21 protein-coding genes are annotated in these 21894 nt (G+C 73.9%); 5 read left to right on the forward strand and 16 right to left on the reverse strand.

All coding sequences use genetic code 11. The annotated features are described in order from the left end of the window. The first annotated feature begins 141 nt into the window (after nucleotides 1–141). Nucleotides 142–1458 (forward strand): DUF5667 domain-containing protein, encoded by a 1317-nt coding sequence (locus tag P3T27_RS07295; RefSeq protein ID WP_280675455.1) that lies wholly within the window; start codon nucleotides 142–144, stop codon nucleotides 1456–1458. An 86-nt stretch (nucleotides 1459–1544) separates the two neighbouring features. On the opposite strand, the gene P3T27_RS07300 is transcribed toward P3T27_RS07295, so the two are convergent. The 5 genes from P3T27_RS07300 to P3T27_RS07320 all read right to left on the reverse strand — a co-directional run bounded on the left by P3T27_RS07300 (nucleotide 1545) and on the right by P3T27_RS07320 (nucleotide 5741). After that, entirely contained in the window at nucleotides 1545–2552 is a 1008-nt protein-coding gene (locus P3T27_RS07300) for a lysophospholipid acyltransferase family protein (protein WP_280675457.1), read from the reverse strand. 7 nt (nucleotides 2553–2559) lie between these two features. Further along, nucleotides 2560–3672 carry an NAD-dependent epimerase/dehydratase family protein gene (locus P3T27_RS07305; protein ID WP_280675793.1) on the reverse strand — a complete coding sequence of 371 codons (1113 nt, stop codon included), beginning with the start codon at nucleotides 3670–3672 and terminating at the stop codon, nucleotides 2560–2562. Between the two features lie 150 nt (nucleotides 3673–3822). Then, the gene (locus P3T27_RS07310) at nucleotides 3823–3921 is read right to left on the reverse strand and encodes an AURKAIP1/COX24 domain-containing protein (protein ID WP_003948845.1); all 99 of its coding nucleotides are present in this window, start codon (nucleotides 3919–3921) and stop codon (nucleotides 3823–3825) included. A gap of 188 nt (nucleotides 3922–4109) precedes the next feature. After that, nucleotides 4110–4319, reverse strand: coding sequence for a helix-turn-helix domain-containing protein (locus tag P3T27_RS07315; RefSeq protein WP_063351305.1), 210 nt, complete (start codon nucleotides 4317–4319; stop codon nucleotides 4110–4112). 225 nt (nucleotides 4320–4544) lie between these two features. Further along, on the reverse strand, nucleotides 4545–5741 hold the full coding sequence (locus P3T27_RS07320; protein WP_280675461.1) for an acetoin utilization protein AcuC: 1197 nt from the start codon (nucleotides 5739–5741) through the stop codon (nucleotides 4545–4547). A 120-nt stretch (nucleotides 5742–5861) separates the two neighbouring features. Here P3T27_RS07320 and P3T27_RS07325 point away from each other — a divergent pair, with 120 nt between their 5' ends. Further along, nucleotides 5862–6374 (forward strand): hypothetical protein, encoded by a 513-nt coding sequence (locus P3T27_RS07325; RefSeq protein WP_280675463.1) that lies wholly within the window; start codon nucleotides 5862–5864, stop codon nucleotides 6372–6374. Nucleotides 6375–6413: 39 nt separating this feature from the next. On the opposite strand, the gene P3T27_RS07330 is transcribed toward P3T27_RS07325, so the two are convergent. The 3 genes from P3T27_RS07330 to proC form a co-directional block, all read right to left on the reverse strand. Continuing rightward, entirely contained in the window at nucleotides 6414–7613 is a 1200-nt protein-coding gene (locus P3T27_RS07330) for an MFS transporter (protein ID WP_280675465.1), read from the reverse strand. 109 nt (nucleotides 7614–7722) lie between these two features. After that, entirely contained in the window at nucleotides 7723–8373 is a 651-nt protein-coding gene (locus P3T27_RS07335; RefSeq protein WP_280675467.1) for an HAD family hydrolase, read from the reverse strand. Between the two features lie 22 nt (nucleotides 8374–8395). Then, a complete protein-coding gene (gene proC, locus P3T27_RS07340) occupies nucleotides 8396–9223 on the reverse strand; it encodes a pyrroline-5-carboxylate reductase (protein ID WP_280675469.1) in 828 nt (275 codons plus the stop codon). Between the two features lie 197 nt (nucleotides 9224–9420). Between proC and P3T27_RS07345 the strand changes: the two genes are divergently transcribed. After that, entirely contained in the window at nucleotides 9421–9870 is a 450-nt protein-coding gene (locus P3T27_RS07345) for a hypothetical protein (RefSeq protein ID WP_280675471.1), read from the forward strand. 114 nt (nucleotides 9871–9984) lie between these two features. Further along, nucleotides 9985–11349, forward strand: coding sequence for a hypothetical protein (locus P3T27_RS07350; protein WP_280675473.1), 1365 nt, complete (start codon nucleotides 9985–9987; stop codon nucleotides 11347–11349). A gap of 4 nt (nucleotides 11350–11353) precedes the next feature. Here the strand turns inward: P3T27_RS07350 and P3T27_RS07355 are convergent, their stop codons facing one another. From P3T27_RS07355 to P3T27_RS07380, 6 genes are all read right to left on the reverse strand, one after another. Beyond that, the gene (locus tag P3T27_RS07355) at nucleotides 11354–11884 is read right to left on the reverse strand and encodes a hypothetical protein (RefSeq protein WP_280675474.1); all 531 of its coding nucleotides are present in this window, start codon (nucleotides 11882–11884) and stop codon (nucleotides 11354–11356) included. Nucleotides 11885–12020: 136 nt separating this feature from the next. Then, complete coding sequence (gene ilvD / locus P3T27_RS07360) at nucleotides 12021–13865, reverse strand: dihydroxy-acid dehydratase (RefSeq protein ID WP_280675476.1); 1845 nt, start codon at nucleotides 13863–13865, stop codon at nucleotides 12021–12023. Nucleotides 13866–14072: 207 nt separating this feature from the next. After that, nucleotides 14073–14840: a class I SAM-dependent methyltransferase gene (locus P3T27_RS07365; protein ID WP_280675478.1), complete on the reverse strand. Its 768-nt coding sequence runs from the start codon at nucleotides 14838–14840 to the stop codon at nucleotides 14073–14075. Between the two features lie 46 nt (nucleotides 14841–14886). Further along, nucleotides 14887–15690 (reverse strand): sugar phosphate isomerase/epimerase, encoded by an 804-nt coding sequence (locus P3T27_RS07370; protein WP_280675795.1) that lies wholly within the window; start codon nucleotides 15688–15690, stop codon nucleotides 14887–14889. A 628-nt stretch (nucleotides 15691–16318) separates the two neighbouring features. Beyond that, the gene (locus tag P3T27_RS07375) at nucleotides 16319–17281 is read right to left on the reverse strand and encodes a Ppx/GppA phosphatase family protein (protein WP_280675480.1); all 963 of its coding nucleotides are present in this window, start codon (nucleotides 17279–17281) and stop codon (nucleotides 16319–16321) included. Between the two features lie 145 nt (nucleotides 17282–17426). Continuing rightward, on the reverse strand, nucleotides 17427–18278 hold the full coding sequence (locus P3T27_RS07380) for a glycerophosphodiester phosphodiesterase (protein WP_280675482.1): 852 nt from the start codon (nucleotides 18276–18278) through the stop codon (nucleotides 17427–17429). 462 nt (nucleotides 18279–18740) lie between these two features. On the opposite strand from P3T27_RS07380, the gene P3T27_RS07385 reads away from it, so the two are divergent. After that, on the forward strand, nucleotides 18741–19577 hold the full coding sequence (locus P3T27_RS07385) for a hypothetical protein (RefSeq protein ID WP_280675797.1): 837 nt from the start codon (nucleotides 18741–18743) through the stop codon (nucleotides 19575–19577). A 79-nt stretch (nucleotides 19578–19656) separates the two neighbouring features. Here P3T27_RS07385 and P3T27_RS07390 read toward each other — a convergent pair whose 3' ends face one another. Continuing rightward, complete coding sequence (locus P3T27_RS07390; protein ID WP_280675484.1) at nucleotides 19657–20826, reverse strand: NADH-quinone oxidoreductase subunit D; 1170 nt, start codon at nucleotides 20824–20826, stop codon at nucleotides 19657–19659. Continuing rightward, nucleotides 20823–21839 (reverse strand): SAM-dependent methyltransferase, encoded by a 1017-nt coding sequence (locus tag P3T27_RS07395; RefSeq protein WP_280675486.1) that lies wholly within the window; start codon nucleotides 21837–21839, stop codon nucleotides 20823–20825. The genes P3T27_RS07390 and P3T27_RS07395 overlap by 4 nt, the downstream gene beginning before the upstream one ends. Nucleotides 21840–21894: the final 55 nt, after the last annotated feature.

Below are 21894 nucleotides of genomic sequence, written 5' to 3' on the forward strand. Positions count from 1 at the left end.
CTCGTTGGCCAGCGTGCAAGTCCCCACCAGGCGTGCGGTCAAGCCGAATTGCGACCTGTCACCCGATGGAGTGGCTTTGGCCCGCCGAGGCAACCGTCCGGCAGGCCGGGGTGTCGACAACGACGAAGGGAGGTGTGGCCCGTGACGGCAAACGTGCTGGAACACCGCCGGGCGAAGGCCTTCGCCGAGGCGCTGGAGGTCCGCCAGGCGGCGCAGCGCGGCGAGGACGACGCTGGATCGGCCAACACCGCTGCCACCGGCGCCGGTTCGGTCGCGATGGCAGAACTGGTCGGGCTGACCGACGCGCTGTGTGCGGTGCCTGGGCCGGCGCTGGACCGGGAGGTACGAACCGTCCAACGCGCCCAACTGATGGCCGCGTTCGAGCAGGCCTTCGCCGGCGGACCGGGCGCCGCAGTGCCCCGCCAACGCCGGCACCGCGCGATCCGGACGGCGCCGCGCGGCCGCTGGAGTCGCCGGTTCGCGATCGGCGGACTGGTCGCCGGGCTCGCCGTCGGCAGCCTCGCCGGCGCCGCCGCCGCCAGCTCCAACGCCCTGCCCGGGGACACGCTGTACGGCATGAAGCGCGGTCTCGAAGGGCTTCGGCTCGGCCTCGCGGACTCCGACTCCGAACGCGGCGAGCTGCTGCTCGACAACGCCGCCACCCGGCTCGGCGAGGCCAAGACCCTGGTCGGCCACACCGGCCCGGCCGACGTGCTCAGCCAGGGCACCGTCGAACGGGTCCGCCGCGCGCTGGACGACATGCACGCCGACGCCCTCAAGGGCCGCGAGCTGCTCCGCTCGGTCTACCGCAGCAACGGCTCGCTCGACCCGATGCGCGCCCTGGCGGGCTTCGCCCAGGACGAGGACGGCCGCTGGACCGAACTGGTGGGCCAGCTGCCCGTCCAGCTCACCCAGCAGGCCCACCTGGTCGACCAGCTCTTCGACGACATAAGCGAGGACGTCGCGCCCCTGCGCCTGGCCCAGCCCACCGCCAAGAGCGGTGGCCCGGCCGACACCGGGGCGGGCGGCGACACGGCCGGCCCGGCCACCGGCGGCACCCCCGCCGGCACCCCGGCGAACGGCACCGGCAGTGCGCCCGGCGCCGGCCCGGCCCAGGGCGGCGCCAGTGGCGCGAGCAACGGCGGCAACCGCCCCGGCAGCACCGAGCACGCCCCCGCCGGCACCAGCACGCCCAACGGCTCCGGAGCCAAGGGCGGCGGTCTGCCCAGCACCCTGCCCACCAGCGCCCCGGACGCCGTCAACGGGCTCGTCGGGGACCTCACCAGCGGGCTCACCGGGGCCAAGGCCTCGCCGAGCGCCGAGCCGGCCCCGCAGCAGCAGGCGCCGCGGCCGCCGTCCGGCACGCCCGGCGCCCCGCCCGGCGGCCAGCCGCAGGGCGTCGACGTGCCCCCGCTGATCCCCGGCCTGCTGCCCGGGCTGCGGATCCTCGGCGGCTGACCGGACGAGGTCGAGGGCCCCGGCGATCCACGCCGGGGCTCTTCGTCGTTCCGGCCGGACGAGGGCCAGGGCGCGTCTGACGAGGGCTAGAAGAACACCGAGCGCCGCTGCATCAGCAGCTTGTAGAGCGTGTGCTGGATCGTCTCGCGCACCTCGTCGGCCAGGTCGAAGACCAGCATCGGATCGTCCGCCGCCTCCGACGGGTACCCGTCGGTGGCGATCGGCTCCCCGAACTGGATGGTCCACTTGGTCGGCAGCGGCAACACGCCCAACGGCCCCAGCCACGGGAAGGTCGGCGTGATCGGCACGTACGGCAGGCCCAGCAGCCGGGCCAGCGTCTTCACGTTGCCGATCATCGGGTAGGTCTCCTCGGCACCGACGATCGAGCACGGCACGATCGGCACCCGCGCCCGCAGCGCCGAGGAGACGAACCCGCCGCGCCCGAACCGCTGGAGCTTGTACCGCTCGGCGAACGGCTTGCCGATCCCCTTGAAGCCCTCCGGCCAGACGCCGACCACCTCACCGCGCTCCAGCAGCGCCTGGGCGTCCTCGTTGCAGGCCAGCGTGTGGCCGGCCTTGCGGGCCAGCTCGTTCACGCCCGGCAGCACGAACACCAGGTCGGCGGCGAGCATCCGCAGGTGCCGGTGGTGCGGGTGGTGGTCGTGGATCGCGACCTGGGTCATCAGGGCGTCCAGCGGGACCGTCCCGGAGTGGTTGGCGACGATCAGCGCGCCGCCCTCGGCCGGGATGTTCTCGATCCCGCGCACCTCGATCCGGAAGTACTTCTCGGCCAGCGGGCGCAGCAGCGAGAGCAGCACCTCCTCGGTGAGCTCCCGGTCGAAGCCGAACTCGTCCACCTCGTAGTCGCCGGTGATCCGGCGGCGCAGGAAGGCCAGCCCGTCCGCGGCCCGGCCCTCCCAGCCCTTGCCGAACACCCGGGTGGTCGCCGGTCCGAGCTGCCCGGACAGCGCCACGCCGACGGCGTCGGCGAGCCGGTCGGCCAGCCCGGGGCGGTCGGGCGAGGTCCAGCTGGGGGCGGACTCGATCGGGATGACCCTGGCCTCGCCCGGCGCGTTCTCGGCTGCGGCACTCATCGCGGGTTCAGCTCCTCGGTCGGCGGGGGCGGTCGGTAAGGGCGGTGCGGGCGTCGGCGGCCGGGGCCCGCTCCGGGCCGAGCAGGGCGGCCAGCCGGTCGGTGACGGCGGCCAACCGCTCGGGTGGCAGCAGGCCGGACCCCTGCGCGGCGGCGAAGTCGGCGAAGGCCTCCGGGGTGGTGAACGCCGGACGGTAGCCGAAGATCTCGCGCAGCCGGGTGGTGTCCACCACCCGGCCGTGGGTGAGCAGCCGCAGCTGCTCCGGCGAGACGTCCACCAGCCGGGTCTGCCGGGCCAGCCCGGCCATCCAGCTGACCGCGGGCAGCAGCAGCGGCAGGGTGGGACGGCCGAGTCGGCGGGCGCACTGGGAGAGCAGCAGGACGCCCTCCCCGGCCACGTTGAAGGTCCCGGTGTTGGCGGTGCCCGGCTCGGCCTCGCCGGCGGCCCGGCAGAGCACGGCGACGGCGTCGTCCTCGTGCACGAACTGCAGCCGCGGGTCGTAGCCGAGCACGGTCGGCAGCACGGGCAGCGCGAAGTACTCGCTGAGCGGGGTGTCCGCGCCCGGGCCGACGATGTTGGCGAAGCGCAGGACCGTCACCGCGACGTCCGGACGGCGCCGGGCGAAGCCGCGGACGTAGCCCTCGACCTCCGCCGCGTCCTTGGCGAAGCCGCCGCCGGGCGGGTTCTTCGGCTGGATCCGTTCGGTGAACACCGCGGGGTCGCGGGGCGCGGAGCCGTAGACGCCGGTGGTCGACTTCACCACCAGCCGGCGCACTCCGGGCGCCTTCTGGCAGGCGCCGAGCAACTGCATGGTGCCGATGACGTTGGACTCCTTCACCGCGGAGCGGTTGGTGGAGCCCAGCCCGGTGGCGCTGACGCTGAGGTGGACCACGGTGTCGACCCGGTGCTCGGCGATCACCCGGGAGACCGCCGGGCGGCGCAGGTCGAGCTGCTGGAAGCGGTACTCGGCGGCCGGGCCGTCCGGCTCCTCGACCGGCAGCCGGGGCGGCTGCACGTCCACGCCGACCACCAGGTCCACGCCCGGACGGCGGCGGACCTCGGCGGCGAAGCGGGCACCGAGATGGCGTGCCACGCCGGTGACGAGCACGACCACGCCCACGGTGTGCACCCCATTCCCTTGACCCGAGCGGCCTGCGTGCACCGTACCGCGCCGCCGTACCGGGCCGTGAAACGACACCGCCCGCCCAGGCCGCGAGGGCCTGGACGGGCGGTGGAAGCGCTGGGCGCGCCAGGCGCGGCCCGGGGACGCTTACTTCTTGTTGCGACGCTGAACGCGAGTCCGCTTCAGAAGCTTGCGGTGCTTCTTCTTGGCCATACGCTTGCGACGCTTCTTGATGACAGAGCCCACGGAACAACCCTCGCTCACTGAGACTCTCGCCCGTGAGAGACGGAGTCCATACGACTGACGGACGGCCTAGCCTACCGTCACCGACGCCTGGGCCGTAATCGTGCTCCCCGTGACCGGGAAACTCGCGGAGAATCTGCGGCAAACAGGGGCGGGATCCACGTGCGGACCCCACCCCTGCCCGCCCGGAGCTACGCGCTCTCAAGCCGCACGTAGGACTCCTTGAGGTACTCGTGGACCGCCTGCTGGGGCACCCGGAAGGACCGCCCGACCCGGATGGCCGGCAGCTCTCCACTGTGCACCAGGCGGTACACCGTCATCTTGGACACCCGCATGACCGAGGCAACCTCCGCCACGGTCAGGAAGACGACTTCCTGCAGGGGGCGCTCGCCGGAACTCATGACCATCACCCGACCCTTACCCGTGTGCAAGGCACCGGCTTCCCCTCCGGTGACTCCACCGGCACACGTGTATCCCCAGAGTAGTTATGGGTGGTACCAGTGGGAAGAGGGGAGGTGCAGTCCTCGTACGGTGAGAGATAGGACTGTTGCAGTACGTAGTCACTCGGCGGATCGCCGGAGTCGGCGTACGCACCGCCCCGCCGCGCCCGGCCCGGGGGGCCGGTTTCAGGCCAGTAGGCCGAAGTGGGGGAACACCGCGCGGCGGGTGGCGAGGATGGCCTGATCGAGTCGGTCGGCCGGATCGTAACCCGCGTCGAAGTCGCGCCAGACCGGCCGGGCGCCGTCGGTCATCCGCAGCGGGGCGGGTTGGCGGGTGCGGCGGTAGACCTCGGCGCGCCAGGGCTCGGGGGTCTCGGTGGCCGGGTCGACGGGCCGTCCGGCGGCGGTGGCGACCAGGTGGGTCCAGGTCCGCGGGACGACGTCCACGATGGCGTAGCCGCCCCCGCCGGTGGCGATCCAGCGGCCGCCGGTGAGCCGGTGGGCGAGGTCGTGCAGTTCCTCGGCGATCAGCCGCTGGGCGTCCACGGTGACGGCGAGGTGGGCGAGCGGGTCCTCCAGGTGGGTGTCGGCACCGTGCTGGGTGACCAGGACCTGCGGGCGGAAGGCGGCGAGCAGTTCGGGCACCACGGCGTGGAAGGCGCGCAGCCAGCCGGCGTCGCCGGTGCCGGCCGGCAGCGGCAGGTTGGCGGCGGTGCCGGGGGCGTCCGGACCGCCGGTCTCGGTGGGCCAGCCGGTCTGCGGGAAGAGCGTGGCGGGGTGCTCGTGGAGCGAGATCGTGAGCACCCGGGGGTCGTTCCAGAACGCCTGCTGGACGCCGTCGCCGTGGTGGACGTCCACGTCGACGTAGGCGACCCGCTCGGCGCCGAGTTCGAGCAGCCGGGCGACGGCCAGCGCGGGGTCGTTGTAGACGCAGAAGCCGGAGGCCTTGTCAGGCATCGCGTGGTGCAGTCCGCCGGCGAAGTTCACGGCGTGCGGGGTCTCGCCGCGCCAGACCGCCTCGGCGGCGGCCACGGACTGGCCGGCGATCAGCGCGGAGGCCGAATGGACGGCGGGGAAGGACCAGTTGTCGTCGGTGCCGAGCCCGTGCCGGGGGTCCGACTCGTCGGGGTGGGCCGCGGCGTGCTTGACCGCCTCCACGTACTCCCGGGTGTGCACCAGCCGCAGGGTGGACTCGCCGGCCGGCGGCGCGGCCCGGACGGTCACCCCGGGCCCGGCGTCCAGCCCGAGGGTCTCGACCAGGCGCATGGTGAGCGCCAGCCGGGTCGGGTCCATCGGGTGGCCGGGGCCGAAGTCGTAGGCGGTGACGGCCTCGTCCCAGAAGAGGTGCAGGCCGCAGGGGGTGTCACGCTCGGCTTCGGGCATGGCCTCCACCGTAGCGGGTGGCGGCTGCCGGGCCTCCGCCAGGGCGCGCCGGGGGCGGGCCGGGCGGCGGCCGGGAAGGCCCTGCAGACAGAACCTTCACGCCTCCATATCCTCTCCGCCATGAAGCCATTCAGCGTGCAACGCCTTGGTGTCATTCTCGCCACATTACTGGGACTTGGCCTGCTCTTTGCCGCCCAGCCGGCCTCCGCCGCGGTCAGCGGATCCTCGTTCGCCGTCGACCGGAAGACGGCGGCGCCGGGTGATCAGCTGACCCTGACGCTGTCTCTCACCAACACCGAGAGCACCGACATCTACTTCGCCTACGAGTTCATCCAGCCGATCTGGCCCGCCAACCAGGAGGCCGGCGCGTTCACGGTCACCGGGTGCTCCGGCGACTCCACCGACTGCGCCGTCAACGGGAACAACGCGAACTTCCACTTCCGGGCGCCGATCGCCCCCGGCGAGACCCGCACCGTCGCGCTCACCGTCCAGATCACCTCGGCCCCGACCTGGACCGGGCCGTACACCCTGAACTGGGCGCCGTACGTCTACTACGAGTACGACCAGGCGAGCGGCGCCAAGGACCAGCTGTGGGCCAACGGCCTGCCCGAGCTGGCCACCGTCATCGGCTGACCTCCGAACCCGTTCGAGCGGCGCCCGTGCTCGCGGCCGTCACACGGCGGCGGGAGCGAGCACGGGCGCCGGGGCGAAGCGGTCCGCCAGCGGCAGGACGGCGAGCACCAGCAGCATCGGGGCGAGCAGCGCCCAGCGGTAGGAGCTCGCGTCCGCGATCGCCCCGACCAGCGGCGAACCGATCAGGAAGCCCACGTAGTTGAAGAGGTTGAGCCGGGCCACGGCGGCGTCCGAGTCGGCCGGGAAGAGCCGGCCCCCGGCCGCGAACACCTGCGGGATGATCGCGCAGATGCCGAAGCCGAGCACGGTGAACCCGGCGATGCCCGCCCAGGCGGCGGGCGCGGCGGCGGCCAGCGCGAAGCCGAGCGCGGCCAGCCCGGCGCCGGCCCGCACCACCGGGACGGCGCCGAAGCGCTGCACCGCGCGGTCGCCCAGGGCGCGGCCGAGCAGCATCGCGACCATGTAGCCGAGGTAGGAGAGCTTGGCGAGGTCCTCGGGGCTGCCCAGGCCGTCGGTGAGGTACTTGACGCTGTAGTTGGAGACCGAGGAGTCCGCGATGTAGGCGAAGACCATCGCCAGGCAGAGCGGCAGCAGCGGCCGCCAGGGGATGGACCGGGCGGCGGCCTCGGCGGCCTCCCGGACGGCGTCCCCGAGTTCGGCCGGGCCGGCGAAGCGGGTCCCGGTCAGCAGGGCCAGCGGGGCGATCACCGCCGCGGCCGTGCCGAACAGCACCGGCAGGCCGAGGTCGTAGTGCGAGCCGAGGCCGGCGAGGGCCGCGCCGAGGATGCCGCCGAGGCTGAACGCGGCGTGGAAGCCGATCATGATCGAGCGGCCGTAGCGGTGCTGCAGGCCCACCCCGAGCATGTTCATACTCGCGTCCAACGCACCCACCAGCAGCCCGAACGCGCCGAGCGCGATGGCCAGTTGCCAGAGCGTGTCGCCGAGCCCGACGCCCGCGAGGCTGAGGCAGACGAGCGGCTGGACGACCCGCAGCACGGCCCGCGCACCGGTGCGCTTGACCAGTTGCTCGGAGGTGATCGAGCCGACCCCGGCGAGGATCGGCACCGCGGCCAGGAACAGCGGCAGCAGCGCGTCGCTCAGCCCGTACCGGTGCTGGATCTCCGGGATGCAGGTGACCAGCAGCGCGAAGGTGGTGCCCTGGAGCAGGAAGCTGACGGCGAGCGCGGCCCGCCCGGCGCGCAGGCCGGGCGGGGGGATCGCGGGTGACGCGGCACTCATGGCGGACCTCGCTACTGGCCGGTACGACGATGTTGGCGAGAGCGTAGGCGGTGCACCGCGATTGCGGGAGGGGTTGCGCAGGGGTTTTCCGCGGCCCCGGGGTGCGGGGTCAGAGCAGGGCGGAGACCTCGGCGAGGTCGGCTATCAGCCCGGTGGCCCCGGCGGCGGTCAGCTTCGCCGGGTCGGTGAGCGCGGTGTAGCCGTACACGTCCATGCCCGCGGCCCGGGCGGCCAGCACGCCGTTGGGGCTGTCCTCGACGACCAGGCAGCGGGCCGGGTCGACGCCGAGGGTGCGGGCGGCGTGCAGGAAGAGGTCCGGCGCGGGCTTGCCCACGCCGACGTCCTGGGCGCTGAAGATCCGCTCCTCGGCGACGTACCCGCGCAGGCCGGTGACGTCGAGCGCGGTGCGGATCCACACGTGGTGCGCCGAGGAGGCCAGGCAGGAGGGCACGGAGCGCTGCCGCAGTTCCTTCAGCAGCTGCTCCGCGCCCCGGACGGCCGTCAGCTCGGCGCCGAACGCGTCGAAGACCCGGCCGTGGAACAGCTCGTCGAAGCCCTCCGGCAGCGTCGCGCCGTCGTACCGCTCGGCGATCACGTCGTGGATGCGGTGGGCGGCGCAGCCCATGAAGTCCCGGTAGGAGTCCTCGATCGTGGTCGGGTAGCCGAGTTCGGTCAGGTACTCGGCCAGCACCCGGTTGGAGAGCGGCTCGCTGTCCACCAGGACGCCGTCGTTGTCGAAGATCACCAGGTCGTAGGCCATGCCGCCGAGCCTACCGAGTGGGCTACCTGCCCCCGGAGGCCAGCTCCCTGGAGCGGTCCCGGGCCGCCTCCAGGGCGCCCAGCAGCGCGGCCCGCACCCCGTGGTTCTCCAGCTCGCGGATGGCCGCGATGGTGGTGCCGGCCGGCGAGGTGACGGCCTCGCGCAGCTTCACCGGGTGCTCGCCGGAGTCGCGCAGCATCACCGAGGCGCCGATCGCGGACTGCACGATCAGGTCGTGCGCCACCTGCCGGGGCAGGCCGAGCAGGATGCCGGCGTCGGTCATCGCCTCGACCAGGAAGTAGAAGTAGGCCGGGCCGGAGCCGGAGAGCGCGGTGGCCGCGTCCTGCTGGGCCTCGGGCAGCCGCAGCGCCTTGCCGACCGAGCTGAAGATCTCCTCGGCGCGCTCCAGGTGCTCCTCGGTGGCGTGCGAGCCGCCGGAGATGACGCTCATCCCCTCGTCCACCAGGACGGGCGTGTTGGGCATCACCCGGACCACCGGGGTGCCGGCCGCCAGCCGCTCCTCGAACCAGGCGGTGGGGATGCCGGCCGCGGCCGAGATCACCAGCCGGTCCGCGCCGACGTGCGGGGCCAGCTCCTCCAGCAGGGTGCCCATGTCCTGCGGCTTGACGGCGAGGATCAGGGTGTCGGCGAGCTTGGCGGCCTCGGCGTTGGAGGCGGCCACCACGCCGTAGCGGGCGGCGAGTTCGGCGGCGCGCTCGGGGCGGCGGGCGGTCACCAGGACGTCCGCCGGATCCTTGCCGGCCCGCAGCAGGCCGGAGAGCAGGGCCTCGCCGATCTTGCCGGTGCCCAGGAAGGCGATCTTCTGTCCGTGTGCTGCGCTGGCGCCCATGGCCGCTCCTTACCTCGGTACTGCGGCCATCCTCGCACCGCGCGGGGGCACCCGCCGGGACCGTCCAGCCCGTGGGCGACGGGCGCGCCCCCTCCACGCGTCCCGTCCACGCGTCCGGCCGTCCGGTCTCGTCCCTAGGGAGAATCTCGGGGTTCTCCCCTATGGCCTCCGACGCCGCGTGGGAGCACCGTGGAGTCATGGCACACGACGAAATGTCCCGACGTGAGAACCGGCAACTCGCCGCCGCCTCGGCGACGGTGGGCCCGTGGCGGACGGCCGCGGGGGTCGGTGCGGTGGTGGGGGCGACCGCCCTGGGGATCGACGCGATCACCGGGAGCTGGTCGCTGAGCATGCTGGCCGGACCGGCCGGCTGGGCCCTGTTCTTCTTCTTCCTGGTCGGCACCCTGGGCGGGCAGCTGCGCCGCGACACCTCCGACCGGCGGCTGCGCCGCTGGGCGAACGAGCACCCGTGGCAGTCGGCCCTCCCGGCGGCCGGCGGGCTGCTGGTGCTGGACATGCTGGCGCAGCTGCTGCTCGGGGACGCGGGCCTGTTCGGCGCGTTCTTCCTGGCGCTGCTGCCGGCCGGCATCCTGCTGGCCGTCGCCGGGGTCGTGGGGTCGGTGAAGCAGGCCCGCGACAAGGGCTGAGCGACCCGGCGACCCAGCCCGGACCAGGACGGATCACCGCGCCCTGCGCACGGGTTCACCACAAGGTGTGCCCCCGATCGACGAATCGTCACACCCCGTCGGCATACTGGCGCGATGCCGATAGCCGAAGATCCGGAACCACGCCCCGCAGCGGGCCGTGAGCCGGGCGGGTCCGACCCGTCCGAAGCGGGCGGGAAGGACCCGTTCGCCGACCTCGTCCTGGACGAGGAGTTCGTCAGGGGCGCGACCGTCCAGGAACAGTCCGGGCGCACCCGCATGCTGGCCGCCCGGTGGAAGCACACCCCGCCGGTCGACCCGGGCGGCCGCCGCTCGGTCAACGACGGCCCGGCGAAGGCCGGGCGCCGGTTCGGCCGGAAGCCGAAGGCCCAGCCGGTCGACCCCTGGGGCAACCCGCGCCCGCGCCGCCGGCTGGAGTGGCGCGCGCCGCTGTACGTCGCGCTGACCATCGCGGTGCTGCTCGCGGCGCTGAACATCGACGGGCTGCGCAGCTGGTACGCCGGCCGCCACGGCGACAGTGGCAGCGCGGCCCACACCCCCGTGCCCACCGTCGCGCCCGAGACGGCCAAGCCGACCACCGCGCCGCCCAAGGTCGACGACCAGCAGCCGACCGTGGACCACCCGTGGGCCGGTTCGCCCGCCGAGGGCTGGCCGAACGGCACCGAGGCCTTCGTCCTCCCGGACGCCCGGCCCATCGGCGTCTTCTCCGCCGACCAGGTGGCCGCCCAACTGCAGTCGGTCAAGAACTACCTGATCGCCGCCAACCTGGACCCGAAGGTGCTGGCGGGCGGCCGGCCGGACGCCGCCCTGGCGCTGCTGGACCGGGAGGAGCGGGACCGTGCGACCAAGGCGCTGACGAACCCGTCCAAGGACACCGACCCGACCGGCTGGTTCAGCCGCTTCGACCAGCGCGAGGCGATCCTGGTGGGCGACGTGGTCAAGGTGCAGGGCCGGATCACCGTCGAGGGCGACGGGGACAAGGGCGTCCTGGTGCACACCGACTTCAGCTACGTGTACCCGCTGCGCCCCGGGCCGGACGCCGCCAAGCGGGCCGCGTCGCCCCCGCCGCCGGCGGGCGTGCCGCAGCCGACGAGGCCGGCCGCGCCCCAGGACGGCACGGCCAAGCCGGTGGGCCTGCTGGTGCCGGCGGACGACGTGGCCGGGGACACCTGGACCACGCGCACGGTCGTGCGCCGGGTCGACACCTTCCGCTTCTACGACCCGGCCCGCTACCGGGTGGACCCGAAGAGGCTCGTGTTCGGCGAGGGCGGCGGATCGGACTCCGCCAACGCGGCCTGCGGCGTCTACGACGGCTACTACCACCCGCAGTTCGACCAGTTCGCCACGGACCGGCCCGAAGCCCCGGGCACCCGGCCGACCGGCCCCGCGACCGATCCGTACGACCGCCGCGAGGACCTGTCGACCGACGGCGGGGAGTGCGGCTCGGTCAGCCGCTACTGACCGGTCAGCGCTTGCGCTTGCCCCGGCCCGGCGCCTTGGCGTCGGGCCGGCCGCTGCGGCCCGCCTGGCGCTTCTCGCACTGGGCGACGGCCCGCTCGTACGCGGAGCGCTTGAGCGCCTCGCCGGGGGCCTCCACGAGGCTGCGGACGAAGTAGGTGAGCAGGGCGCCGGCCCCGCCGATGATCCAGACCGCACCGAGCGAGCGGTCCTCGGCCATCCAGCCGGTCAGCTGGTCCTTGCCCTCGGTGAACACCTTCCAGCTGCGCCGCACGGCCATCATCGAGCAGACCACGATGGCGGCGGTCAGCAGCGCGTTGAGGTAGCCGCCGTTGTCGGAGAGGGCGACGCCCTCGACGCCGAGGCGCAGCACGAACACGGCGGCGGCGGCCGTGACCAGGGCGCCGGCCGACACGGCGACGCGGCGCGGCCAGTAGCCGCTGTCCCGGTTCACCCAACTGGTGCCGAACCAGCGGATCGGCTCGGGCTCGGGGGCGCCGACGGGCTTGGCTGCGGGGGTGGGGGGCTGCTCGCTCACGAGGACGATTATCACCCGGGGCCGCGGTCCGACGGAGGAGCCGTCCGCGTACGACGGAGGAGCCGTCCCGGCCTGCGGGACGGCTCCTCCGGTGGTGCGGGTGCACCGCAGGTGTCCTGCGGTTGCGCGGTGGGTCTCAGCCGAGCTTGGTGACGTCGCGGACGGCGCCCTTGTCGGCGGAGGTGGCCATCGCGGCGTAGGCACGCAGGGCCTGGCTGACCTGGCGGTCCCGGTTCTTCGGGCGGTAGCCGGTCCCGGCCTCCAGGGCGCGGCGGCGCTCGGCCAGGACCTCGGCGGGCACCTCCAGGGAGATCGTCCGGCCGGGGATGTCGATGGCGATGGTGTCGCCGTCCTCGACCAGCGCGATGGTGCCGCCGGAGGCGGCCTCCGGGGAGGCGTGGCCGATGGACAGGCCGGAGGTGCCGCCGGAGAAGCGGCCGTCGGTGATCAGGGCACAGGACTTGCCGAGGCCGCGGCCCTTGAGGAAGGAGGTCGGGTAGAGCATCTCCTGCATGCCCGGGCCGCCCTTGGGGCCCTCGTAGCGGATGACGACGACGTCGCCCTCCTTGATCCGCTTGGCCAGGATCGCCTCGACGGCGTCCTCCTGGGACTCGCAGACCACCGCCGGGCCGCTGAAGGTCCAGATCGACTCGTCGACGCCGGCGGTCTTCACGATGCAGCCGTCCTCGGCGAGGTTGCCGTGCAGGACGGCGAGGCCGCCCTCGACCGAGTAGGCGTGCTCGACGCTGCGGATGCAGCCCTTGGCGGCGTCGGTGTCCAGCGACTCCCAGCGCTCGGACTGGGAGAAGGCCTCGGCGGAGCGGACGCAGCCGGGTGCGGCGTGCCACAGCTCGACGGCCTCGGCGGAGGGCGAACCGCCGCGCACGTCCCAGGTCTTGAGCCACTCGGCGAGCGAGTCGGCGTGGACGGTGTGGACGTCCTCGTTGAGCAGCCCGCCGCGGTACAGCTCGCCGAGGATGGCGGGGATGCCGCCGGCCCGGTGCACGTCCTCCATGTAGTACGAGCCGTTGGGCGCGACCTTGGACAGGCAGGGCACCTTGCGGGAGATGGCGTCGATGGCCCGCAGGTCGAAGTCCAGCTCGGCCTCCTGCGCGGCGGCGAGCAGGTGCAGGATGGTGTTGGTCGAGCCGCCCATGGCGATGTCCAGGGCCATGGCGTTCTCGAAGGCCGCGCGGGTGGCGATCGCGCGGGGCAGCATCGAGGCGTCGTCCTGGCCGTAGTACCGGTCGGCGATCTCCACGACGGTCCGCCCGGCCCGCTCGTACAGGGCGCGGCGGGCGGTGTGGGTGGCGAGGACGGAGCCGTTGCCGGGCAGCGAGAGGCCGATGGCCTCGGTGAGGCAGTTCATCGAGTTGGCGGTGAACATGCCGGAGCACGAGCCGCAGGTGGGGCAGGCGTTCTCCTCGATGATCGCGATGTCCTCGTCGGAGACGTTCTCGTTGGCCGCCTGGGAGATCGCGTCGATCAGGTCGAGCTTGCGCACGGTGCCGTCGACCAGGGTGGCCTTGCCGGCCTCCATCGGCCCGCCGGAGACGAAGACGGTCGGGATGTTCAGGCGCAGCGCGGCCATCAGCATGCCGGGGGTGATCTTGTCGCAGTTGGAGATGCAGATCAGCGCGTCGGCGCAGTGCGCGTTGACCATGTACTCGACCGAGTCGGCGATCAGGTCGCGCGAGGGCAGCGAGTAGAGCATGCCGTCGTGGCCCATCGCGATGCCGTCGTCGACCGCGATGGTGTTGAACTCGCGCGGGATGCCGCCCGCCTGCTTGATCGCCTCGGAGACGATCCGGCCGACCGGCTGCAGGTGGGTGTGGCCGGGGACGAACTCGGTGAAGGAGTTGGCGACCGCGATGATCGGCTTGCCGAAGTCCTCACGGGCTACGCCGGCGGCCCGGAGAAGCGCCCGGGCGCCTGCCATGTTGCGACCGTGGGTGACCGTACGGGACCTCAGCTCGGGCACTGTGCTCCACTCCTTCGGGGCTCTCGCCGGCGCCCCGCTGGTAGGAGGTGCGGGGGCCGCTGTGGCTACCGAGCCTACGCCCGCCGTCCAGGCGGCGGACGGCCCGTCCGCGATGCGGGCAGGCGGGCGGGCCGTCGGCGGTGCCGGCCGGACGGGCGGGTGCGCGTCCGGCGCGGGCCGGACGCGCGGGCCGTCCGTGCCATCGGGTCAGGCCGGGGCGATCCCCACCGCCAGCTCCAGGACATAGGGCTCGACCACCCAGCCGTCGGGGAACTCGGCGGTCATCGCCGCCCGCTCGGCGACCAGCACCGGCTCGCGCTCCGCGGGGCTGAGGGAGGCCATGAACGAGCGGGAGACGAGGTCGGTGAGCACGTGCTCGACGGTGATCCGCCGCTCCCAGCGCAGCACCGCGCGGTCGACCGTCAGTCCGGCCGGGGCGAGCTGGCCGATGAACTCGGCGATCCGGCCGTAGCCGTGGTAGCCGGGCAGCGCGGCGCTCAGCCGCTCGACCCGGGCCCGGAGCCAGGGCACGGTCTCGTCGTGCACGTTCCACCAGGTGGCGAGGGCGCCGCCGGGCCGCAGCACCCGGATCGCCTCGGGGACGGCCCGTTCGGGGTGGGTCCAGTGGAAGGACTGGGCGTAGGTGACCAGGTCGGCGGAGTCGTCGTGGAAGGGCAGGTCGTCGCCGCCGGCCCGGACCAGCGGCAGGCCCGGCGAGGAGGCCAGGAACTGGGCGGCCATGCCCGCGTTGGGCTCGACCGCGACGACGTCGGCGCCGCGCGCGGCCAGCAGCCGGCTGGCGATGCCGGTGCCCGCGCCGACGTCCAGCACCCGGACGTTCTTGAGGCCGCGACCGGACAGCCGCTCCAGCGCGTCGAACAGCTCGTCCGGGTAGCCGGGGCGGCCCCGGTCGTACTCGGGGGCGACCCCGCCGAAGCTCTCGGCGATCTTCCGGAAGTCCTGCTCGTCCGTCATCTATCCCCCTCCGCAAGGAAGTTCGCGCCCAGCCGGGCACGGCTCCTCAGCGTACGCGCGAGGGGGTGGCCAGGTGCAAGCGGGTGAAGGCCAGTGCCTCGGCCAGATCGGCCTCGCGTTCGGCGGGGGACGCGGCGCGGCGGGTGTTGACCTCCAGCACCACGTGGCCGTCGAAGCCGGTCCGGGCCAGGTGTTCCAGCAGTTCGGCGCAGGGCTGCTTGCCGCGGCCCGGGATCAGGTGCTCGTCCTTGCCGGAGCCGCTGCCGTCGGCGAGGTGGATGTGGGCGAGCCGGTCGCCCATCCGCTCGACCATCTCGAACGCGTCGATCCGGGAGGTGGCGACGTGCGAGAGGTCGATGGTGAAGTGCCGGTACTCCTCCTCGGTGACGTCCCAGCCCGGCGCGTAGGCCAGCACCTCGCGGTCGCGGTAGCGCCACGGGTACATGTTCTCGACCGCGAACCGGACGTCGGTCTCGCCCGCCATCCGGTTGATGCCCGTCACGAAGTCCCGGGCGTACTGGCGCTGCCAGCGGAACGGCGGGTGCACGACGACGGCGCTCGCGCCGAGCTTCTCGGCCGCCGCCCGGGCCCGGACCAGCTTGGTCCACGGGTCGGTGGTCCACACCCGCTGGGTGATCAGCAGGCAGGGCGCGTGCACGGCCAGGATCGGCAGCTGGTGGGCGTCGGACAGCCGGCGCAGGGCCTCGACGTCCTGGCTGACCGGGTCGTTCCAGACCATCACCTCGACCCCGTCGTAGCCGAGCTTGGCGGCCAGCTCGAAGGCGACGGCGGTGCTCGCCGGGTACACCGAGGCGGTGGAGAGGACCACCTTGGTGTCGGGGATGTGCAGGGCCGGGTGGGAGGGCAGCACCAGCCGGTCGGTGGTGCGCAGCAGCGGCGGGCGGGCGGCGTCGCGCCGGGCGGCCTTGACCGAGCGGACCGACTGGACGGCGGCCTTGGCGGCGCCGGCGGCCCGGGCCGTACGGGTCTCCCGGGGGGCGGCGGTCGCGGCGGCCTTCCGCGTTCCGGGCCGCTTCGCGCCGGGCCTCTTCGGCTTCGGTGCGGGCTTCTCCGGTGCGCGCTCGGCGGACGCGGCCTTCTTGGCGCCGGGGTCGGTCGGCGCGGGCCGCTTCGCTGCGGGTTCGGCCGGCTTCTCGGCGGCCTTCCGTGCGGTGGCCTTCCGCCCGGTGCGCTGGGCCGCCTTGGCGACCTTGGCGGCCTGCGCCCCGGTGGCGCCCTTGACCGCCTTGCCCAGCTTGCGGCGCGGGCTGTCCGGCCGCGGCTGCCCGTCCCCGGGAGCGCGGCCCTCCCGCGTCCCGTCCTCACCCGCTGGTTGCACCACGGGAGACAGCGTAAGCGGACCGCGCCCCGAACGGGGACGGATCCCGGGCGACCCCGGCCGGAGCCCCCGGACGGACCCCCACGGCCCCAGGGCCGGTCCTCAAACGCCCGCCTGCGTGGCGACGTGCAGACAGGCCTTACGGCGTGAGCGCCGGGTGGCGGCGGTCGGCGGGGCTGTCCATGGCGTCCAGGCGGCGCAGGATGATGCCCTCGCGCAGCGCCCACGGGCAGACGTCCAGCTCGTCGAGGCCGAACAGGTCCATCGCGGCGTCCGCGACCAGCGCCCCGGCCAGCAGCTGCTTGGCGCGGCCCTCGGAGACGCCGGGGATCTGCGCCCGCTCGTCGACGGTCATCGAGGACAGCCGGGGCAGCCAGGCGGACAGCCCGGTGCGGGTGAGCCGACGGTCGGTGTACGGGCCGGCGTCGGCGGGGGAGGCGCCGGTCATCCGGGCCAGCTGCTTGAAGGTCTTGGAGGTGGCGACCGCGTGCTGCGGCGGGCCGAGCCGGGCGACCTCGCCGACGACGGTGGCGATCTCGGCGCGGATGTGGCGCCTCAGCTCGCGCAGTTCGTCCGGGTCGGCGACGTCACCGGGCAGCCAGCGCGCGGTGAGCCGGCCGGCGCCCAGCGGCAGCGAGCAGGCGACGTCGGGCTGCTCGTCCAGGCCGCAGGCGATCTCCAGCGAGCCGCCGCCGATGTCCAGGTTGAGCAGTCGGCCGGAGGACCAGCCGAACCAGCGGCGGACGGCCAGGAAGGTGAGCCGGGCCTCGTCCTGCCCGGACAGCACCCGCAGCTCCACCCCGGTCTCCGCCGCGACCCGGCGCAGCACCTCCTCGCCGTTGACGGCCTCCCGGATGGCGGAGGTGGCGAACGGCAGGATGTCGACGACGCCCTTGTCCTCCGCGACCCGCAGCGACGAGGCGACGTGGCCGACCAGCCGCTCGATGCCGGCCCCGCTTATCGCGCCGTCGTCGTCCAGCAGCTCGGCCAGGCGCAGTTCGGCCTTGTGCGAGTACGCGGGCAACGGGGCGGCACCCGGATGGGCGTCCACCACGAGGAAGTGGACCGTGTTGGAACCTACGTCGAGTACACCGAGTCGCATAACTCTCCACGCTACGCGATCCGGCCCCGGGCGAGACCGGTCACGACGGTATTCACGCTGGTCCCGCCGGTACCGTGCGCTTCGCCGCTCGTGCCGTCCCTTTCACCGGCCGTACCGCCCGTTTCACCGGCCGTACCCGTGCGTCTCAGTGGCCGCGCGGACCGGCCCGGCGCTCGGTACGGCAGTTGGCGTCCACCCAGCGGCGGGCCGGGCCGGGGGTGTCGGTGATCAGGCCGTCGGCGCCCCGGGCGGACATCAACTGCCAGGACTCCTCGTCGTCGAGCGTCCAGACGTACACCTCGCGGCCCGCCTTGCGCTCGGCGGCGATCCGGGAGGCGCTGGCCAGCGCCGCGTCCAGGGCGATGCCGCGCAGCGGCAGGTCGCCCGGGTCCTCGGCGATCGCGGAGCCCTGGATCAGCACGACCGGCAGCGCGGGCGCGGCGGCGTGGGCCTGGCGCAGGTGCTCGGCCGAGAACGAGTAGAGGACGACCCGGGCGCTGCTGGCGGCGGCGATCCGGGCGATCCGGGTGACGTCCTCGGCGCGCTGCCACTTGATCTCCATCAGCAGGGTGGCGTTGCTGTCGGAGAGGCGCTTGAGCAGTTCCTGCAGGGTCGGGACGGGCTCGGCGGGGCCGGGGCCGACGGTCACCCGCAGGGCGGCGATCTGGGCGGCGGTCAGGTCGCCGATGGCGCCCTTGCCGTTGGTGGTGCGGTCCACCGTGGGGTCGTGCATCAGCACCGGGACGCCGTCCCGGGTGGTCTGGACGTCGGTCTCCAGCCAGTCGGCGCCCTGGTCGAGGGCGGTCTCGAAGGAGGCCATGGTGTTCTCGGGGGCGTTGCGCGGGGCACCCCGGTGGCCCACCACCACCGGGGTGTCGCACAGCGGCGGGGCGGCGGCCGACCGGGCCCGCAGCGCGGGTGCGGAGGCGCACCCGGCGGCCAGGACCGCGAGGGCGGCGAGGACGGCCGTCTGGGCGGCGCGGGGCGAGGCGGTCACGGCTCGGTGCTCCAGCTCCTGCTTCGGTTCCTGCTTCGGTGTCGGAGGAATCACATACGAGTCAGTACGGGATCATCAAACCGATCTGACCGCCCGGCAGTGCCGCCCGGTTCCCCTCACCCTGCGCCGACCCGGCCGGCCATCGTCTCCGCGCCGCACCCCACATCACCCGGACGGGTCGCGGCACCCGGCTCACGGCGGTCCGTCCCCCGGCTGCTCGACGATGACGGCCCACCAGTGCTCCGGGTCGTCGAAGACCGTCCCGTCCGCCGCCGAGTAGCGCCCGCTGCAAGGCGTCGACCGCCCGGGCCGGCTCCGCCGGAGCCGGCCCGGCCGAATCGCCGTAAACGCCCCGGCCGCGGGCGGTCGGCAGCGCCCCGAAGGCTCTACCCTTGCCGGGTGGCACCAGCAGAAACGTCCAAGAAGAAGTCCAAGGCCTCCCCCGCCCCCGTCGACCTGGCGATGCCGACCCTGCGCGGCGCGGCCCCGCTCGGCGGGATCCCGCGCGACGAGGTCCCGCTCGACTTCCCGCGGGCCTGGGTCGAGTTCGCCGACCCCGACGACGAGGAGCAGGTGTTCCGCTGTGACCTCACCTGGCTGACCTCCCGCTGGTCGTGCGTCTTCGGCCAGGGCTGCCACGGCATCCGCGAGGGCCGCGGCGAGTCGGACGGCTGCTGCACGCTGGGCGCGCACTACTCGGACGAGGACGACGAGAAGCGCGTCCTCGGGCACGCGGCGCGGCTGACCCCCGAGCTGTGGGAGAACTTCGCGCACGGCACCGACGCCAAGGGCCGGATCACCTCCGACGGCGGCGTCACCATGCTCGACGAGGACGGCGACCGCCAGACCCGCCGGGTGGGCGGCGCCTGCATCTTCGTGAACAGCCCCGGTTTCGCGGGCGGCGCCGGCTGCGCCCTGCACGCGCTGGCGCTCAAGGAGGGCCGGGAGCCGCTGGAGACGAAGCCGGACGTCTGCTGGCAGCTGCCGATCCGCCGCACCTACGACTGGATCGACCGGCCTGACGACACCCGCTACCTGCAGGTCTCGATCGGCGAGTACGACCGCCGCGGCTGGGGCCCGGGCGGCCACGACCTGCACTGGTGGTGCACCGGCAGCCCGGCGGCGCACCAGGGGCCGGACCCGGTGTACGTCAGCTACCGCCCCGAGCTGACCGAGCTGATGGGCAGGGCCGCGTACGACGTGCTGGCCGGCCTGTGCGCGGAGCGGATCGCCACCAAGGGCGACCGCAAGGTGGCCCCGCACCCGGCGGACCCGGTCAAGCGGCCCAAGAAGGCCTGACCCCACCAACGGACCGCAACAGCCCACGCACAACCCGGGAGCAGCCGGGCCCGAACCGGGCCCGGCTGCTCCGTGTCGGCTACTTGTCGATGTCCCCGACCACGAAGAACATCGACCCGAGGATCGCCACCATGTCCGCGACCAGCGTCCCGGGCAGCAGCTCGGTCAGCGCCTGGACGTTGTTGAAGGACGCCGAGCGCAGCTTGAGCCGCCACGGCGTCTTGTCGCCGCGCGAGACCAGGTAGTAGCCGTTGATGCCGAGCGGGTTCTCGGTCCAGGAGTAGGTGCTGCCCTCGGGGGCCTTGAGCACCTTGGGCAGCCGCTGGTTGACCGGGCCGGGCGGCAGGGTGGCGAGCTTGTCGAGGCAGGCCTCCGCGAGGTCCAGCGAGTTGCTCGTCTGCTCCAGCAGGCACTCGAAGCGGGCCAGGCAGTCGCCCTCCTCGCGGGTGACCACGGTGAGCACCTGCCGCAGTTCGTCGGAGTCGTACGCGAGGTAGGGCTCGTCGCGGCGCAGGTCGAGGTCGAGGCCGCTGGCGCGGGCGATCGGGCCGCTGACGCCGTACGCCTCGGCCTGCGCCCGGGTGAGGACGCCGACGCCGGCGGTGCGGGCGCGGAAGATCTCGTTGCCGAGGACGAGGTCCTCGAAGACCGGCAGTTGGGAGCGGACGGTGGCGACGGCGGTGCGGACGCGGCCGAGCCAGCCGGCCGGGAGGTCCTCCTTGAGGCCGCCGACCCGGTTGAACATGTAGTGCATCCGACCGCCGGAGGCCTCCTCCATGACGTGCTGGAGGTCCTCGCGGCCGGTGAAGGCGTGGAAGATCGGGGTGATGCCGCCGAGTTCCAGCGGGTAGGAGCCGAGGAACATCAGGTGGTTGAGCACCCGGTTGAGTTCGGCGAGCAGGGTGCGGATCCACACCGCCCGCTCGGGGACCTCCATGCCGAGCATCCGCTCGACGCCGAGCACGACGCCGAGTTCGTTGCCGAAGGCGGAGAGCCAGTCGTGCCGGTTGGCCAGCATGATGATCTGCCGGTAGTCGCGGGCCTCGAACAGCTTCTCCGCGCCCCGGTGCATGTAGCCGATCACCGGCTCGGCGGTGATGATCCGCTCGCCGTCGAGCACCAGCCGCAGCCGCAGCACGCCGTGCGTGGCGGGGTGCTGCGGGCCGATGTTGAGCACCATGTCGGTGGTGCCCGCCTCGCCGGTGAAGTTCTCGGCTCCCGCCCCGATGCCGACCGTGGTCTCCCTCATGAGGTCAGAGTCTGCCATCCCGGCATGGATTCCAAGCTTTCCGGTACCGGAGTACGGACGGCCTGGACGAGCCAGCCGAAGCCGCCGAGTCCGGCCGGGTCGGTCAGCTCGGCGCCCTCGCCGGCGCCGCCGAGCGCCCGCAGGTAGCCGGCCGGGTCGGTGGAGGCGAGCGCGAGCGGCGGCCGGGCGCCGCTCACGCCGAGGGCGCGCAGCGCGTCCCGCTGGGTTGTCCACAGGCTGTGGAGGCCGGACACGGCGGCGGAGTCGAGGGCGACGTGCGCGGTGACGTCGCAGGAGCCGTCCGGCACCGGGGCCACCTCTCGGCCGTCCCGGAAACCGGCGAGGGTGCCGAACGGCGGGCGCCGGTCGGCGGTGTGCCCGTAGTCGACGGCGACGGCCAGGCCGCGGTCCAGCCCGGCGACGGCCCGCGCCCAGGCGGCGTCCCGGGGGGCGCCGAACTCGACCAGGTCCCCGGGCTCGCGGGCCGGCCACCAGCGCCCGGCCCAGGCCGCGTCGGCCGCCGAGACCGGCTCGCCGAGCCGCTCCTCGCCGGTCGCGGTGTCCACCTCCCGGTAGCGCAGCACCCCCTCCTCGTCCACCTCGCCCGCGTCCAGCGGCACGTTGTCCAGCCATTCGTTGGCGAACAGCAGCCCGGTGAGGCCCCGCGGCACCTCGTCCGTCCACAGGGCTGTGGACGGCAGGCCCGCTGGGCGGTCGGCGATCTCCACGCCGTACGGGCGCAGCCGCGCCAGCACCCCGGCGGGCAGTTCGGCCAGCACCCCGGTGAGCAGCTCCCCGCGCCCGGCCCCGACGTCGACGAAGGCCAGCTCCTCCGGACGGCCGAGGGCCGCGTCAACCTCCAGCAGCAGTCCGGCCACCGCACGGGCGAACCGTCGCGAGGCGTGCACCGAGGTGCGGAAGTGCCCGGCGGGGCCCTCCGGCCTGCGGTAGAAGCCGCTGTCCGGGTCGTACAGGGCCTGTGCCATGGCGGGCGCCCACCGCATCCAAGTCATAGCGCGCGACGCTACCCGGAGCCGGGCGGGCCCTCCCCACCGGTACGGTGCGTCT

Source organism: Kitasatospora sp. MAA19 (genome assembly GCF_029894125.1).
Taxonomy (GTDB): domain Bacteria; phylum Actinomycetota; class Actinomycetes; order Streptomycetales; family Streptomycetaceae; genus Kitasatospora.